This window comes from Flavobacterium sp. PL11, assembly GCF_035985025.1.
Taxonomy (GTDB): domain Bacteria; phylum Bacteroidota; class Bacteroidia; order Flavobacteriales; family Flavobacteriaceae; genus Flavobacterium.
In genome coordinates this window covers 354,768-371,491 of record NZ_JAXCIA010000001.1, presented here as the reverse complement: position 1 = coordinate 371,491, position 16,724 = coordinate 354,768, and the positions used below count along the sequence as shown (strand labels likewise).

The 16,724-nt window shown below is 31.9% G+C and carries 17 protein-coding genes; 12 read left to right on the top strand and 5 right to left on the bottom strand.

Going from position 1 to position 16,724, the window contains the following annotated elements; genetic code table 11:
- Positions 1-5 precede the first annotated feature (5 nt).
- The 8 genes from RCH18_RS01470 (at position 6) to RCH18_RS01435 (ending at position 8,536) form a co-directional block, all read left to right on the top strand.
- Entirely contained in the window at positions 6-869 is an 864-nt protein-coding gene (locus tag RCH18_RS01470) for a DUF58 domain-containing protein (protein WP_326934982.1), read from the top strand.
- 209 nt (positions 870-1,078) lie between these two features.
- Positions 1,079-1,330 (top strand): four helix bundle protein, encoded by a 252-nt coding sequence (locus tag RCH18_RS01465; RefSeq protein ID WP_326935010.1) that lies wholly within the window; start codon positions 1,079-1,081, stop codon positions 1,328-1,330.
- 90 nt (positions 1,331-1,420) lie between these two features.
- Positions 1,421-3,052, top strand: coding sequence for a hypothetical protein (locus RCH18_RS01460; RefSeq protein WP_326934981.1), 1,632 nt, complete (start codon positions 1,421-1,423; stop codon positions 3,050-3,052).
- Positions 3,052-4,053: a vWA domain-containing protein gene (locus tag RCH18_RS01455; protein WP_326934980.1), complete on the top strand. Its 1,002-nt coding sequence runs from the start codon at positions 3,052-3,054 to the stop codon at positions 4,051-4,053. Before RCH18_RS01460 ends, RCH18_RS01455 begins: the two co-directional genes overlap by 1 nt.
- 50 nt (positions 4,054-4,103) lie before the next feature.
- Positions 4,104-5,138: a VWA domain-containing protein gene (locus tag RCH18_RS01450; protein ID WP_326934979.1), complete on the top strand. Its 1,035-nt coding sequence runs from the start codon at positions 4,104-4,106 to the stop codon at positions 5,136-5,138.
- Between the two features lie 40 nt (positions 5,139-5,178).
- The gene (locus RCH18_RS01445) at positions 5,179-5,922 is read left to right on the top strand and encodes a tetratricopeptide repeat protein (RefSeq protein ID WP_326934978.1); all 744 of its coding nucleotides are present in this window, start codon (positions 5,179-5,181) and stop codon (positions 5,920-5,922) included.
- A gap of 20 nt (positions 5,923-5,942) precedes the next feature.
- A complete protein-coding gene (locus RCH18_RS01440) occupies positions 5,943-7,685 on the top strand; it encodes a BatD family protein (RefSeq protein WP_326934977.1) in 1,743 nt (580 codons plus the stop codon).
- 107 nt (positions 7,686-7,792) lie between these two features.
- On the top strand, positions 7,793-8,536 hold the full coding sequence (locus RCH18_RS01435) for a tetratricopeptide repeat protein (RefSeq protein ID WP_326934976.1): 744 nt from the start codon (positions 7,793-7,795) through the stop codon (positions 8,534-8,536).
- Between the two features lie 98 nt (positions 8,537-8,634).
- Here RCH18_RS01435 and RCH18_RS01430 read toward each other — a convergent pair whose 3' ends face one another.
- Positions 8,635-9,189 (bottom strand): CvpA family protein, encoded by a 555-nt coding sequence (locus RCH18_RS01430; RefSeq protein ID WP_326934975.1) that lies wholly within the window; start codon positions 9,187-9,189, stop codon positions 8,635-8,637.
- Positions 9,190-9,286: 97 nt separating this feature from the next.
- On the opposite strand from RCH18_RS01430, the gene RCH18_RS01425 reads away from it, so the two are divergent.
- The 3 genes from RCH18_RS01425 to RCH18_RS01415 all read left to right on the top strand — a co-directional run bounded on the left by RCH18_RS01425 (position 9,287) and on the right by RCH18_RS01415 (position 11,653).
- Positions 9,287-9,643, top strand: a complete 357-nt coding sequence (locus RCH18_RS01425; RefSeq protein ID WP_326934974.1) for a hypothetical protein — start codon at positions 9,287-9,289, stop codon at positions 9,641-9,643.
- A gap of 349 nt (positions 9,644-9,992) precedes the next feature.
- Positions 9,993-11,012, top strand: coding sequence for a phenylalanine--tRNA ligase subunit alpha (pheS, locus tag RCH18_RS01420; protein WP_326934973.1), 1,020 nt, complete (start codon positions 9,993-9,995; stop codon positions 11,010-11,012).
- A 233-nt stretch (positions 11,013-11,245) separates the two neighbouring features.
- Positions 11,246-11,653, top strand: coding sequence for a hypothetical protein (locus RCH18_RS01415; RefSeq protein WP_326934972.1), 408 nt, complete (start codon positions 11,246-11,248; stop codon positions 11,651-11,653).
- Positions 11,654-11,889: 236 nt separating this feature from the next.
- Here RCH18_RS01415 and RCH18_RS01410 read toward each other — a convergent pair whose 3' ends face one another.
- The 3 genes from RCH18_RS01410 to RCH18_RS01400 all read right to left on the bottom strand — a co-directional run bounded on the left by RCH18_RS01410 (position 11,890) and on the right by RCH18_RS01400 (position 15,122).
- Positions 11,890-12,885 carry an NAD(P)H-dependent glycerol-3-phosphate dehydrogenase gene (locus RCH18_RS01410; RefSeq protein ID WP_326934971.1) on the bottom strand — a complete coding sequence of 332 codons (996 nt, stop codon included), beginning with the start codon at positions 12,883-12,885 and terminating at the stop codon, positions 11,890-11,892.
- A 298-nt stretch (positions 12,886-13,183) separates the two neighbouring features.
- The gene (locus RCH18_RS01405; protein ID WP_326934970.1) at positions 13,184-14,347 is read right to left on the bottom strand and encodes an iron-containing alcohol dehydrogenase; all 1,164 of its coding nucleotides are present in this window, start codon (positions 14,345-14,347) and stop codon (positions 13,184-13,186) included.
- 4 nt (positions 14,348-14,351) lie between these two features.
- Positions 14,352-15,122 (bottom strand): type 1 glutamine amidotransferase domain-containing protein, encoded by a 771-nt coding sequence (locus RCH18_RS01400; protein WP_326934969.1) that lies wholly within the window; start codon positions 15,120-15,122, stop codon positions 14,352-14,354.
- An 86-nt stretch (positions 15,123-15,208) separates the two neighbouring features.
- Between RCH18_RS01400 and RCH18_RS01395 the strand changes: the two genes are divergently transcribed.
- Positions 15,209-16,105: a LysR family transcriptional regulator gene (locus RCH18_RS01395; RefSeq protein WP_326934968.1), complete on the top strand. Its 897-nt coding sequence runs from the start codon at positions 15,209-15,211 to the stop codon at positions 16,103-16,105.
- Here the strand turns inward: RCH18_RS01395 and nadD are convergent, their stop codons facing one another.
- Positions 16,106-16,687, bottom strand: coding sequence for a nicotinate (nicotinamide) nucleotide adenylyltransferase (nadD, locus tag RCH18_RS01390; protein ID WP_326934967.1), 582 nt, complete (start codon positions 16,685-16,687; stop codon positions 16,106-16,108). It lies immediately after the preceding gene.
- Positions 16,688-16,724 lie beyond the last annotated feature (37 nt).

Genomic DNA, 16,724 nt, shown 5'->3' with positions numbered 1-16,724 from the left:
AAAAAATGGATACAAAAGAGCTTTTAAAAAAAGTACGAAAAATAGAAATCAAAACCCGAAGATTGAGCGATCATATCTTTTCAGGCGAATATCACACTTCGTTTAAAGGACGTGGAATGACGTTTAGTGAAGTTCGTCAATACCAATTTGGTGATGATATTCGTGCTATCGACTGGAATGTCACCGCAAGATATAATGAAGCTCATGTCAAAGTCTTTGAGGAGGAGCGAGAGTTGACTATGATGTTGATGGTTGATATTTCCGGATCTGAAAGTTTTGGGTCGAAGAACCAATTAAAAAAAGATATTGTAACTGAAATTGCTGCAACTATGGCATTTTCAGCAACTCAAAATAATGATAAAATAGGTTTGATCTTGTTTTCAGATGAAATTGAGTTATATATTCCACCAAAAAAAGGAAGATCTCACGTATTGCGAATCATTAGGGAATTAATTGAATTCCAACCTAAAAGTCGTAAGACTGATATTGCACAAGCTTTAAAATTTTTATCAGGAACACAAAAAAAGAAGGCAATTGTATTTGTAATTTCAGATTTTATGGCTGAGAATTATGAACATACTTTGAAAATTGCGGCTAAGAAACATGATATAACGGGAATTAGGGTTTACGACATTCGAGAAGAAAAAATGCCAGACATAGGAATGGTTTCTATGCTTGATGCTGAAACTGGGGAAATACAATTAGTAAATACCGGTTCAAAACTAGTGCGAATGAATTATGAAAAGTTATATCACGAAAAGTTAAATTATTTCAAAGACACATTTAGTAAATCAGGTTCAGGTGTGGTAAATACAAGAGTTGATGAAAGCTATGTTTCTAAATTACTAAGTTATTTTAAATCGAGGTAGGGATTTTAGATTTTTGATCAACGATTTTTGATTTCAGATGGATTTGGAATAAATAATGATTTGAGATTTAACTAGAATGAAGAGCGAGGAAAAAGCAATGTATGAACAAACAAGAATTAGAAAATAGATTGATCGATTTTGCAGCTACAATAATAATTTTGGCAAATAAATTTGAAAAGAATTAAGCTGGAAATTATTTAGCAGGACAAATTATAAGATCAGGAACTTCTCCTGCTTTAAATTATGGTGAAGCTCAAAGTGCTGAGAGTACAAAAGATTTCATCCATAAAATGGGAATATGTTTAAAAGAATTAAGAGAAACTTTTGTTCGTTTGAAAATTATTGAAAAATCAAATTTAATATCGGATATGAGTAATTTGTTAATAGCAAAAGCGGAAGCAAATGAGTTAATTTCTATTTTCGTTTCGAGTATTAAAACAGCTAAAACAAATTTGAAATAGAAAAATATGATTATTAAAAGATTCAAAAAAAATCTGAAAGCAAAAATCGTTAATCTGCATTCATAAATCAAAAGCATGCAATAATACAACATGAAAAAACATTTATACCTACTAATTCTACTGTTTTCCACCGCTGTTTTTGGACAACAAAAGCAAGTGATTACAAGTATTGACACGCTTAAAAATAAAATTGGCGCCGAATTTAAACTTTCGATTAAAACAACAGTTGATACTTCGGCTAAAGTTATTTTTCCAAATTTAAAAAACATAGGAGCTCTAGAAGTTATTCAGTCTTATCCAATTGATACCGTAAAGTTAGATAGTAAATATGAATTAATTAAAAAATACGGACTAACTCAGTTTGATTCGGGTCGGTATGTTGTTCCTAGTATCAAGATTTTTATTAATAGTAAACCGTTTGCTACAGATTCATTATTGGTTGAGGTTGCTAATGTTCAAGTGGATACATTAAAACAAAAAATGTATGATATTAAGGATATTACCGCTGTTGAAGATTCTATTGGAAACTGGTGGAAATATCTTCTAATTTTTGCTCTTATTATTGGAATTGGTGCGTTTATATATTGGTTTATTAAAAAACGACAACAGAAAAAACTGCAAGCTGGAATATTAAAAACTCCTATAGAAAAAGCCACTACTTTGCTAGATACTTTGGAGAAAAAAGAATTATGGCAAAAAGGAGAAGTAAAAGCATATTACAGTGAATTGACTGACATTGCTAGAAATTATATCGAAGAAGCTATTGAAATTCCAGCAATGGAAAGTACAACATCTGAATTGATACAAGCGCTTAAAGCGGCATCGGTAAAAAAGAAAATGACGCTTTCACAGGAAATAATAGAAAATTTAGAGCGCGTTTTAAAACAAGCCGATCTTGTAAAGTTTGCAAAGTCTAAACCTTTAGATTTTGAGATTACCGAAGACAGAAATAAAATTCAGAAGGTCATTTTAACTTTAGACAATTCTATTCCTGTTGAAGTGGAAGTCGAGGAAGATACTCTATTGAATGAAGCACAGAAGCAAAAGCAGATTCAAATTCAATTAAAAAAACAAAGAAAAAAACGAATTGTTACAGCGGTAGCTTCAGTAGTTTTCCTATTATTTGCAGTAACCACTTTTTTCATCGTTACAAAAGGTTTTGATTATGTTAAAGATAATGTACTTGGTCATCCAACAAAGGAATTACTAGAAGGTGAATGGATAAAAAGTGAATATGGAAATCCAAGTATCATTATAGAAACGCCAAAAGTGCTCAAAAGAGTAGACTTAACTAAAACGTTACCAAAAGAGGGCATGGCGTTAATCAAAGAAATGCAATCATTTGCTTATGGAAGCGTCTTAGATCAGTTTTATATAATGATTTCTACATTGAAATTTAAACAAGAAACAGAAATTGATTTAACAAAATCTATGGATGGTGTTTTGCAGTCTTTAGAAGTGCAAGGTGCTCAAAATATGATCGTAAAACAAGAAGAATTTGAAACGAAAGAGGGTGTAAAAGGAGTCAAAGCCTATGGAACTTTTTCTCAAATAAATCCTGTAACAAAATCAAGTTCAAAGATATATTATGAAGCGCTATTATTCAGTCAAGAAGGCGGATTACAACAACTTTTATTGTTACATGAGGAAGGTGATAAATATGGTAATGAAGTATCAGAAAGAGTTTTAAACTCTGTCGAATTAAAAAAAGTAACTCAATAATGGATAAAATAACTTTTTTAAACCCAGAATTTTTTTGGTTATTGCTATTGATTCCAATTGCAATTTTATGGTTATTTTGGAAAAAAAATCAGCAATCGGCAACTTTAAAAATGAGTTCGTTAAGCGGTTTTAAAGGAACTGAATCTTTTTTAACTAAATTAAAACCGATTTTAAATGTGTTTCGAATTCTGGCATTATGTTCAATAATTGTTGCAATGGCGCGACCACGAACTGTTGATGTGAGCAATAGAACTAAAACCACAAAAGGAATTGATATTGTAATGGCAATAGACGTCTCCGGAAGTATGCTTGCTAAAGATTTGAAACCAAATAGAATGGAAGCGCTAAAACAAGTAGCTGCTGACTTTGTTGAAGAAAGACCAAATGATCGAATAGGTTTAGTTGTTTATGCATCTGAAGCGTATACTAAAACACCAGTAACCAGTGACAAACCCATTATTCTTGAAGCGATTAAAGGTATAAAATACGATAATGTTCTACAAGATGGAACTGGAATAGGAATGGGATTAGCCACAGCCGTGAACCGATTAAAAGACAGTAAAGCAAAAAGTAAAGTTATTATTTTATTGACTGATGGAGTTAATAATGCGGGATTTATAGAGCCCGAAACAGCAGCTAATATTGCAAAGCAGTATGGAATCAGGGTTTACACTATAGGTCTTGGCTCAAATGGAATGGCGATGTCTCCTTATGCAATTTCACCTCAAGGAAAATTAATGTTCCAAATGATGAAGGTGGAAATTGATGAGCAATTAATGAAAAGTATTGCCATGAAAACCGATGGAAAATACTTTAGAGCAACAAGCAATAGCAAATTAGCAGAGATTTACGCATCTATCAATAAACTAGAAACAACAGAAATCGAAGAGTTAAAATTCTATGATTATGATGAGAAATTTAGACCATTGATATGGCTTGCAGGCTTTTTATTACTGGCAGAACTAGGTTTAAGAAATACCGTTTTTAGAAGTTTTATTTAAATCCCTGCGGTAAGGAATTTGAAATTTGGGATTTGGAATTTAAAAAATTTATGGAATTAGACGAAAAAAAATATTTATATCTGCTCATTATTCTGCCGCTTATGGTGTTAGTTTTTTTTGCTAATTTATATTGGAAGAGAAAAAAACAACGGGAGTTTGGTGATTTAGAAATGGTAAAAAAATTGAGTCCCGAAAGCTCGATTTTTAAACCTGTTTTGAAATTGGTAGTATTGCTCTTAGCTTTTCTAGGGCTTGTTATTGCTTTGGTAAATCCAAAAATAGGAACTAAAATGGAGACGGTCAAGCGTGAAGGAATAGACATTGTTTTTGCAATGGACGTTTCTAAAAGTATGCTTGCAGAAGATGTAGCGCCTAACCGTTTAGATAAAAGTAAGCAGCTGTTATCGCAAATTATTAATCAATTAGGAAACGACAGAATAGGAATTGTGGCTTATGCCGGAAGCGCTTTCCCCGTTTTACCTATCACAACTGATTATAGTGTTGCTAAAATGTTCCTGCAAAGTATGAATACTGAAATGGTTTCTTCGCAGGGAACATCGCTTGATGAGGCCATAAAATTATCACTAACTTATTTTGATGATAAAAGTAAAACAAGCAAATTACTCATTTTAATTTCTGATGGTGAAGATCATTCCGATGGTGCTGAAAGTATGGCAGAAGAAGCCAACAAAGCAGGAATGAAAATTATTACAATAGGTGTTGGAACTGAAAAAGGGGCAACTATTCCATTAAAGAGGAATGGTGTTGTTGAAAGTTTTCAAAGAGATAATAATAACGAAGTAGTAATTACAAAACTAAATAGAGCCAGTCTGGAAGCTATTGCAAAAGCTACCAAAGGAGGTTATATCAGTGGAAATAATACAAAAGAAGTATTAGAATATATTAAAAATATATTAGATAAAATTCAAAAAACAGAATTTGAATCAACTGAGATGGCCGATTATCAATCTCAATTTCAGTGGTTTTTAGGATTTGCTTTTTTACTTTTATTTCTTGATATATTTCTATTAGATAAAAAAACAAAGTGGGTTAAAAAATTAGATTTATTTAACGAAGCCTCTTAATTTCATTAAGTTGTGGTAATTTAAATAGTAAACATATACAATGAAAATAATTTATAGAATATGGTTTATTTTGTTTCTCTTTTGGGGGTTGGTGAGCTTTGCGCAAAAGAAAGACAGAATATTGCCTCGAGCGAATAAAGAATATGCCGATAACAAGTTTGCGGAAGCAGAAGCTGATTATAGAATTTCAATTTCAAAATTTCCAAACAAAGCAACCGCACCTTATAATTTAGGGAATTCAATTTATAGACAAAAGCAATCGTCTGAGGCTAAGTATGCGTACGTTACCGCTTTAAAGAATTCAAAATCGCGTGCTGAAAAACATCGCGCTTTTCACAATCTTGGTAATGTATTTATGAATGAAAAGGATTACACCCAAGCCGTTGAAGCATATAAGAATGCATTGAGAAATGATCCTACAGACGAAGAATCACGTTATAATTATGCCTTAGCAAAAAAAATGCTAAAAGACAATCCTCCAAAGGATGATAAGAAAAAAGACGATAAGAAAGATAAAGACAAAAAAGACGACAAAAAGGACGGCGAAAAAGATAAAAAAGATAAGGAAAAAGATAATAAGGACGATAAAGGCGATCAAGACAAGCAGAAAAAAGATCCAAAAGAAGATGATAAGGGAGAGCCAAAACCAACGCCAGGTGGACTTTCTAAAGAACGTTTAGAAAACTTATTAGACGCAGTAAATAAAGAAGAAAAGAAAGTTCAAGATAAGGTAAATGCTCAAAAAGTAAAAGGAAAACCCGTTAAAACAGAAAAGGATTGGTAGTGCAATTCCAAATTTTGAAAATGAAAAAATATTTAGTAGCAATTATCTTTTTAGTGTGCGGCTCTATTAGTGCACAAGTTCAGTTTGAAGCCCGTGTAAGTAAAACGACACTAGCATTAAATGAAAGATTGCGCATAGACTTTATGATGAATGTTGATGGAGATAACTTTGTTCAACCCAATTTTGAAGGTTTTAGAATAATCGCTGGTCCAAGTCAACAAATTAGTCAGTCGTGGGTCAATGGTAGAAGTTCATTTGAAAAAGCGTACTCTTATTTTCTTACACCAAATCAAAAAGGAACTTTTGTAATCAAGGCGGCAACTATTGAATATAATGGTCAAATATATAAAACTGCTCCTATCAGAATCAATGTAACTGCGGCCCAAGAACAACCTAGAGATCCAAATGACAATCAAATAGCAGCCGATGAAAATCTTTATTTAGTTGCTGATGTTTCTAAGGATAATATATATGTTAATGAACCTACAACAGTGGTTTACAAATTGTATTTTGCCAATATCGGAATTTCAAATTTTAGAGATTTAGGTAAACCAAAATACAATGATTTCTGGAGTCAAAACATTGAAATCAAACAATTAGTAGCCGAAGAAGGATTATTCAAGGGTCAAAATTATCGCTACATAGTGCTTAAAAAAGTAGTTTTATATCCTCAAAAATCAGGAAAACTAAAATTAGAACCTTTAGCATTAGAAATAGATGTACAATTGCCAACTAATCAGCGAGACGTTTTTGGTAGAATGATATTAAACGAGACAAGCAAGCGAGTTTCTGCAGGTAGCAAAACTATAAATGTTAAACCACTTCCAGAAACTGGAAAACCAGATAACTTTTCAGGGGCAGTGGGGAATTTTGACTTTAAAGTGACACCGTCAAAAAACAATTTAAAAAATGGAGAAACGCTTGATTTAATTGTCAGTGTAACTGGAAAAGGGAATTTGAAACTATTTAGTTTACCTAAACCAGTTGTGCCAAATGCTTTAGAAATGTATGACGCAGTTCATAGTGAGGATATTACAACTCCGCTATCTGGGATGGTAGGAAAATCATCAGATAGCTATACGATAGTTCCACAATACAAGGGGAATTATCCAATAAAACCATTACAATTTTCTTATTTTGATTTAGAAACAAAAACATATAAAACAATAAGCTCGCCTGAGATTATCGTTAATGTGCTTGAAGGTGCAACACCGGTAGATTCCACAGCCTCTGACAAAAATAAGAGTAAAATTGCGGATATTGAAAAATTTAAACCTATAAAGTTGAAGACGGAAATTACTTCGATTGAAAAAGATGATTTTTTTGGTTCTAATTTATTTTATGTATTGCTATTTGCCCCATTTTTATTGCTGCCTCTGATCATTTTATTCAAAAATCAAAGAGAAAAGGTGGCAGGCGATATTACTGGAAACAGAATTAAAATGAATAATAAACTGGCCAAAAAATATCTTTCGGAGGCTAAAAAGCAAATCAAAAATAAAGAACTGTTTTATATTGCACTTGAAAAAGCAATGCACAATTTCTTAAAAGCTAAATTAAATATTGAAACCTCAGAAATGAGTAAGGACAATATTCAAGAGCTTTTATTGTCAAGAAATGCCAATCAGGGAATAGTAAATGAGTTTATTGTGTTGACAGAAAATTGTGAAATAGCGCGTTACGCGCCTTCATCTAGCGTTACTATACAACAAGATTTTGATAAAGCGGTATTTATAATTTCTGAATTAGAAAAACAGATCTAGAAAATAGTGGTCGAGGCGTTTAAAGGAAAAGATTTTAAAATTCTTGTCTTGCTGAGCAGTATAAAACTCATAAAATTATTGCCTTAACCGCAAAATGAAAACATAAAATGAAAACTATTCTATTTATACTTTTACTTTCTTCTCAAATTTTCTTTGCCCAAAAAGGCTTTGAAAAAGGGAATGCGCTTTACGCAAAAGGGAATTACTCTGAAGCAGTGGATGCGTATGAAAGTGTTTTACAAAACAATCAGCACTCGGCAGAGTTATACTTTAATTTGGGAAATGCTTATTATAAGCTTAACAAAGTAGCACCGTCAATTTATAATTATGAAAAAGCATTAGTGCTTAATCCTAAGGATCAAGCGAGTCAAAACAATTTAAAATTTGCCCATAAAAAAACTATAGATGAGATTAAAGTAATTCCAAAAGTTGGTTTTGCTAAATTGGTTCGTGATTTTACAGGAATTTATAATTATAATATTTGGGGCTGGATTACTGTTGGATTAGCATCATTGTTTTTATTATTATTCATTGGCTATTACTTTGCGCAAATTACAGTTTGGAAACAAATTTTCTTTGTGGGTATGTTTAGCGCCGTAATTATTATGGTGATCACAGGTTCATCAGCAATTTTTGAAAAAAAATATTATGATACCGAAAAACCCGCAATAATTTTCGACGAAATGACTAACCTTAAAAGTGAGCCTCGAGATGGCGGAAAGCCCGTTTTAGTATTACATGAAGGAACAAAAGTTTATGTAAAGGAAATGATAGGGAAATGGAAAAAAGTTCAATTAACAGATGGAGTTGAAGGTTGGATTGAAAGTAGTGCAATTAGAGAAGTGAAATAATAATCGTAAGATACCTGTTTATCAAAGCTTCCAGCCTTTCAAGGGCTGGAAGCTTTAGTATTTATAAACACTAAACCTTTATCTGAAAAATTTATTCCTTACCCTTTATTCTTCATCTCCTCATACCCTTTTTTAATCGATGGAAAAACATAAGCAGCTATTTTCTGAATGGGATTATAGAAAATGGAATTATCAAGCGTTTCTTTTTTAGCTAGAAAATTATTATAATTTATTTTTTCAAATATTGAAAACACGATACTCACAATAAGAATTGTTTTTAATACACGAAAAAATCCGCCTCCTATTTTGTTTATCCAACCTAAAAAAGCAAAATTAGCAATGCCAGTCAGGAATTTACCCAATATATTTATAGCAATAACTACAATAATAAATGTTAAAGCAAAGGCAAAGACTTGAATAGTATTCGGATTCCATTTTACAATTCCCATTAAAATATCTTTTACAAAAGAAGAAAATTTTATTGCAAAATAAATTCCCAAAATCAGCGAAATAAGAGAAGCTAGCTCTGTAAAAAGACCATTTATCAAACCTTTATAGAAAGCAAAAACTAGTAAAGCACATAAAATAATATCAAGAAATCCCATTGTATTTGTATCTAAATTGCGAGCACAAATATAAAAGAATTGTTCCATATCAATTCCCAAATTTCAAGTTCTTATATTTGCCTAAATATGCTATAATTTTTGAAATCTAAATTCAGAAATCGTTAATCTTCAATCAGAAATCAATATGTCAAGAGACACACAACTCAAGGAACGCTGGGAACAGCTTGTTAATATACTTTCCAATCAATTTTCACAAGGTGAGGATTTAGATCTAGATGCTATTATATATTTAATAGGAGTACAAGAACTAGGTAAAGTACACAGAGAATTTAAAAAAGATGAAAAATTAAACCTAATGCACATTGCAATTTGCCGATTACTAGAGCCTTACGGTTTCTATGAATTTGAGTTTTTTGATGATGAAGGTTGGCCACATTATAAAGTAAAAGAAGAACTACCGGCATTGAAAGCGGGCGAGCAATCTGTATTGATGAAAGAAGCAATTGTAAATTACTTTCTTGAAAGAGAAGTTATAGAGTAGGGTTTAGTTTTTAGTCCTTAGTCAATAGTCCTTAGTTAATAATTTTGAGTTTTGATCCTTAGTTTTTAGTCCGTAGTTCAGAGTAAATAGCATTTAATACTTAGTTGTTAATTTGTTTTATCTTATTCGTTGTAACACCGATAATTACTAAGTCTTAATAGTTTTTAAAACATTACAATTCATGATAAATTCTAGTAGTTACTAAAAAGAATTACTCCCTCCGGTAAAAATTAAGTTCTAAGGACTCAGCACCGCGGACCAAGGACTAAATACTAATAAAAACAAATCAACAATTACTTTTCTCTAATTACTAAAAAAACTAAATTTGCAGTCCAAGCACTGAATGAAAATGATATATAAAATAAAAGAATATATTGGCGAAGCACAAGCTTTTTCAACCCAAAACGCAGCAGAATTAGAAACATTCCGAATTAAATTTCTTGGAAGCAAAGGGCTTTTAAAAGAACTTTTTGCGGAATTTAAAAATGTTCCTAACGACCAAAAAAAGGAATTTGGTTTAGTAATCAATTTGCTTAAAACTTCTGCTGAAGAAAAAGTAAAATCTATACAAGAATCTTTAGAAAGTAAAGAAGAAAGTAAAGGGTTTTATGGTGATTTAACGCGCTCTGCTGAACCTACAATTATTGGTTCTCGTCACCCAATTTCATTGGTAAAAAACCAAATTGTAGATATCTTTTCAAACATTGGTTTTAATGTTTCTGAAGGTCCAGAAATTGAGGACGACTGGCATAATTTCACCGCATTAAATTTGCCAGAATATCATCCGGCGCGTGATATGCAGGATACTTTTTTCATACAAACAAATCCAGATATTTTGTTGCGCACACACACTTCATCCGTGCAAGTGCGTTATATGGAAAATAACGAACCACCTATTAGAACCATTTCTCCGGGAAGAGTTTTCCGTAATGAAGCCGTTTCATCCCGCTCTCATTGTATTTTTCACCAAGTAGAAGGATTATATATTGATAAGGACGTTTCCTTTGCTGATTTAAAACAGACACTTTTATATTTTACTAAAGAAATGTTTGGAAAATCAAAAATACGTCTCCGTCCTTCTTATTTTCCTTTTACAGAACCCAGTGCCGAAGTTGACATTTATTGGGGTTTAAAAACGGAAACTGATTACAGAATTACTAAGGGAACAGGTTGGTTAGAAATCATGGGTTGCGGAATGGTTGATCCTAATGTTTTAAAAAACTGTGGTATTAATCCTGATGAATACAACGGTTTTGCTTTTGGAATGGGAATCGAAAGAATTGCAATGTTACTATATCAAATTGGCGATATCCGGATGTTCTACGAAAACGACGTTCGATTTTTAGAGCAGTTTAGATCCAGTATTTAGTCATTGCTAACAGCGAGGCAATTGCACAATACATTTTTGATTTAATAATTGTAGATTTTTTAGCAGCTATTTCCAGCTATCCATTACAATCTTTTATTCGGTAAAAACCTCATAAAAGGATTTTCATTTCTATCTGGGCTAGGGCATTTCGATCTGAGACAATTTAATTTCTAAATAACTGATACTCGCAACGAATCAAATTATTCAACTGTTTTAATAATACTTTTGCCTGCATGAAAAAAGACATCGTAATCCCCAAAGTAGAAAATGTTTTCCTTGCTGTTGTTCAAGAATGGAGCGACGATTTTATGGAGAAAGTCTGGTACGCGTATTTAGTAAATGACAGTGATTTTTTAATTGAAAGTGTCATGGTAGTTTCAAAAGCTTTTGGAACTATTGATGGCGAATTGAAAAAAACATCATTACTGCGTCATGCTTTTATTGCTGTTCCCGCTGTTTCCGTGGTCAAAATTGAGATGATAGATAAAAGTGTTTTGACACTTGACAATGAATTTATGTTAACCTTTTTTATGGATAATAAACTCTACGATAAAAAGTTTGTTTTCAAGGCTAATTCTATTGACGAAAAGAATGTGGAGGAAGTTCCTATTTTATTTGTTGATGGAGTTATTGTGAGGTAAATTAATACCAATACCACTTTTTACTTTTTTTCTCCAACGTAAGTATCCAATTAAAAATACTCCGACAATTATAAAGTATGCTGTTCTAACTAAGTTTTGTCTAGACAAGAAAGCATGTTCAAAAGAGAGCTGAAATAAATCCAATGTGGGAATGATCACTGCGATTATTAATCCCCAGAGACCGCCAGTCTTAATCTGATATTTCCATCTTTCGCTCATTAAACTATCTTTTACATTTAATCTAATTGATCTGTCAATTTTTTAAATACAGTTTTAGCATTTTCCCCTTCATACAAAATACTGTAAACGGCATCAATAATCGGCGTGCTTGCACCATACGCTTGATTTAATTTATAAGCACTGTTAGTTGCGTAATAACCTTCGGCAACCATACTCATTTCCATCATAGCTGATTTTACGGTATATCCTTTACCAATCATATTACCAAACATTCTATTTCGAGAAAAAATAGAATATCCTGTAACCAATAAGTCGCCTAAATAAGCCGAATCATTGATGTTTCGTTTCATTTTATGTACTTTTTTGATGAATTTTTTCATCTCACGAATGCCATTACTCATTAATACTGATTGAAAATTATCGCCATATCCTAAACCATGAGCAATTCCTGCAGCAATAGCATATATGTTTTTAAGCATAGCTGCGTACTCTGTTCCTATAATGTCATCAGTGATCTTTGCCTTGATAAAATTTCCAGATAGATTATCAGCTACAACTTTAGCTTTATCAGGATCACCACATGCAATGGTAAGATAAGATAATCGTTCCAGAGCCACTTCCTCAGCATGACATGGGCCAGTAATAACGCCGATATTGTAATATGGAATATCATATTTAACATGAAAATGTTCCCCTACAATCAAACTTGTTTCGGGCACAATTCCTTTTATAGCCGAAAAAACAATTTTATTTTCAAGTGAAACTGTTAGTTTCTCTAATTCTCCATTTAAGAAAGCTGATGGAATAGCAAATATGATATAATCAGCATAAGCTACTGCTTCATTAATATCACTTGTTAATTTTAATTTTTTAATGTCAAATTCGACTGAACTTAAATAATTTGGATTGTGTTTATGATTTCTTATGTGCTCAATGGCAGCTTCATTACGCATATACCACGAAATTTCAGTTAAGTTTACGCAAAGCATTTTAGCAATTGCGGTTGCCCAACTTCCACCACCTATTACTGCAAATTTTATTTTATCAGCCATTTTTTTATTCGATTTATTCAAAAGTACTTAAAATTATACCAACTTAGCAAATTTTATTAATTCGATTAGCTGAACATTTATAAGGCTTAAACATAAAAATCATAATTATTTAATGATTTTTGATAAATAATTAAATAGTAGCACAATATTATTAAAACTTAATCGTTAGAATAATATAATGTTTGAAATTTTAACATTTAAGTAAGAATTGAATTAGTTAGTTAGTATATTTTTGAATTGTAAAAGGCGTCTCCTACTGTGTAAGAGACGCCTTTTTATTTATAATGGCACATATATTCTAGAAGCTCATTTCAACAATTTCTTTAACTTTATCCAAAGTAATATTTTGTTTTTCTCCTAACCCTAACCAACCTCTTTCCTTGAAGCGATCTACAATAAAATCAGCTGTTTTATCATAATCCTTTGTATAGTCAGACAATTTAGTATCCATTCCCATCGTGTGGAAAAAATCTACCGTTTTTTTAATCGCTTCGTTTGCAATTTCTTCTTCTGTTCCTGTCAAATTAAAAATACGTTTTCCATATTGCGCTAATTTTCCTTTTTTAGTTTCAAACATCACGCGATATAGATTTGGAGCAACAACAGCTAATGTTCTGGCATGATCAATACCATATAAAGCTGTTAATTCATGACCTATCATGTGTGTTGCCCAATCTGATGGTACACCTTTTTGGATTAAACCATTTAAGGCCATCGTGCAACTCCACATAAAACTAGACGCTAATGCATAATCTTTTGGGTTTTCCACAACTCCAGGTCCAATTTGAATCAAAGTTTGTATAATACTTTCAGCGATTCTATCTTGCAAATATCCATCATGCGGATACGTTAAATATTGTTCTAAGACATGAGTATAGGCATCGATAACTCCGTTTTGTAATTGTCTTTTTGGTAATGACTCAATCACTGTTGGATCACAAATTGAAAACTTTGGAAATAAGGCTGAACCGCCAAAAGCTAGTTTTTCTTGAGTAGATTGAATGGTAACAACTGCGCCAGAATTCATCTCACTACCTGTGGCTGGTAATGTCAATATCGTTCCAAAAGGCACTACTTTCGATAAATCTTTTATCAACAGTTTCTTTTGCAGAATTTCCATTGGATTTCCATCAAAATGTGCAGCAGCCGACATAAATTTGACTCCATCAATTACTGATCCACCACCTACAGCAAGTATAAAATCAATATTTTGCTCTTTAATAATAGCAACTGCTTTCATCAAAGTTTCAAAATGTGGGTTTGCCTCAATTCCACCAAATTCGATAATTTCAAAATCTTTTAAATTTTTAATTACCTCGTCGTAAATACCATTTTTGAAAATGCTTCCACCACCATAAGCCAATAGGATTTTTGCTCCTTTTGGTACTAACGATGCTAATTTTGCCATTTGACCTTTCCCAAAAATTAAATTGGTAGGGTTATATAATTCGAAATTCAACATAGTATTAATTTTTTAAATTTAATTGATTCAATAATTTTTCAGCAACTAGTTTAGAAGAAGCTGGATTTTGACCCGTAATCAATAATCCGTCTTCAATTGCATACGGTTGCCAATCACCAATCTTTGAATATGTAGCACCATTTGCTTGTAACGCATCTTCCAATAAGAAAGGAACAACTTTAGTTAAACCTACCGCTTCCTCCTCACTATTTGAAAATCCGGTTAATTTTTTACCTTTAACTAAAAACTCACCATTTACTTTCACATTTTTTAAAGCTGCTGGAGAATGACATACAAATGCTACTGGTTTGTCATTGCTATAAAAAGCTTCAATCAATGCAATTGAGTTTTTATCCTCGGCTAAGTCCCAAAGTGGTCCGTGACCTCCAGGATAAAATACAGCATCGTAATCGGCTTGGTTTACGTCAGCTAATTTATGGGTGTGTTTTAATTTGTCTAGAACAGCTGTGTCATTATCTAATCTCTTAGTGTCTTCAGTTGCTGCAGATGGATCATCACTTTTTGGATCGATTGGTGGCTGACCTCCTAATGGCGTAGCAATATCGATTTGGACTCCCTTATCCGCTAATTCATAATAAGGTGCTGCAAATTCTTCAACCCAAAATCCTGTTTTTTCTCCTGTGTTTCCTAATTCTGAATGACTAGTTAAAACAAATAATACTTTTTTCATAACTTTTTTATTATGTTTCTGTGCAGTTGCAGTAATGCAACTTAGTGTTAATACTATAATTGTTATTAGTGTAATTTTCCTCATAACTATTTTATTGAACCCAAATTTACGGCTAATATGCTATCAGTAAAAATAATTTAAGTTATGTTTGTGATAAAAAATTTTATATCATGACAAATCTTGAATGGTACCGCACGTTTAAATCTGTTTATAAAAACGGAAATTTTTCTTTGGCTGCAAAAGAATTATTTATTAGTCAACCTGCTGTTAGTCAGCAAATATCGATGTTAGAGGCACATGTAGGTTATAAACTATTTAATCGAAAGTCTAAAGGGGTAGAGCCAACAGATTATGCTAAGTTACTCAATAATCTAATTATCGAGGCGCTTGAGCGGTTAGAAAATGTAGAGAAAGGTTTTAGAGCTAAAGCATTTGATGCGAATCGATTGATATCTGTTGGTATTTCAAAACATTTGATGAGTAGTTTAGCAAGTGCATTAGTAACAGAGTTTGATTTTATTGATTTTAGTTTCTATGAAAATGATGTACTTTTTGAATTAGTCGATTCTAAAAAGCTTGATTTTGCAGTTGTAACTAAAAGGTACGATACGTTTGATACCATTCAGAAAAAGCTCGGAGAAATAAAGCAAATAATCGTTGGTTCTAATACTATTGATGCAACTTTATTAAAGGATAGTATTAAAAACAAAAATTTTGTGGCGGCTGAAAATTGGTTAAACGAGCAAAAATGGTTCAGTCATAATGCTCAAATTCCACATATAAAGTTATTTTGGCTGCATGTTTTTAATAAAAAAAGACCTTCGATGATTCCTAATTATATTATTCCATCAGAATATGAAATGTTAGAAATTATTTCTAAAAACACGGGAGTTGCAGTTGTTTGGGATCTAAATGCTAAGAATTTGATCGTAGAAAATAAAATTCAATTACTATGGAACAGTAAATTAATGCCAAGTACTGAAGTTTTTTTACTATCTAATAAAAAGGAAAATCTAACCGTTATTTTTGAAAAAATAGAGCTTAAATTGAAAGATATATTGAAGTGATTATTTCTTATAAAAATTATTATGATCTATATATTCCCAAACATTAGAAGATAATAATGGTTTGACGTTTTTGCCATTTTTAATATTATCTCTAATAAAAGTTGATGATATTTCTACAATTGGCGCATCAACAAAATGAATTTTAGGATGATTTTTTAATTTTAAAAGATCCTCTTCACTGGATAATCTTGGATAAACATAAATTTCGTGATGAACCAAAATAACTTCATAGTTTTTCCATTTATGAAATGACTTTAAATTGTCCTCACCCATTATTAAAGAGAACACACAATGTGGATATTTCTCCTGTAAATGAGCTAAGGTATTTACCGTATAATTAGGCTGCAATAATTTAAATTCAATATCAGAAGGTTTTATTTTAGGGAAATCCTCGGTTGCAAGATGTACCATTTGTAAACGATGGTAATCATCGAGCAAAGTACTTTTCTTTTTAAGCGGATTATGTGGAGTAACAACCATCCAGATCTGGTCTAAATCAGAATATTCAGCCATGTGATTGGCAATAATGAGATGCCCAATGTGAATGGGATTAAATGTTCCGAAATACAGACCTATTTTCATGGTTTTTAGTTCTTAGTCCCTAGTCGAGAGTTCTTTG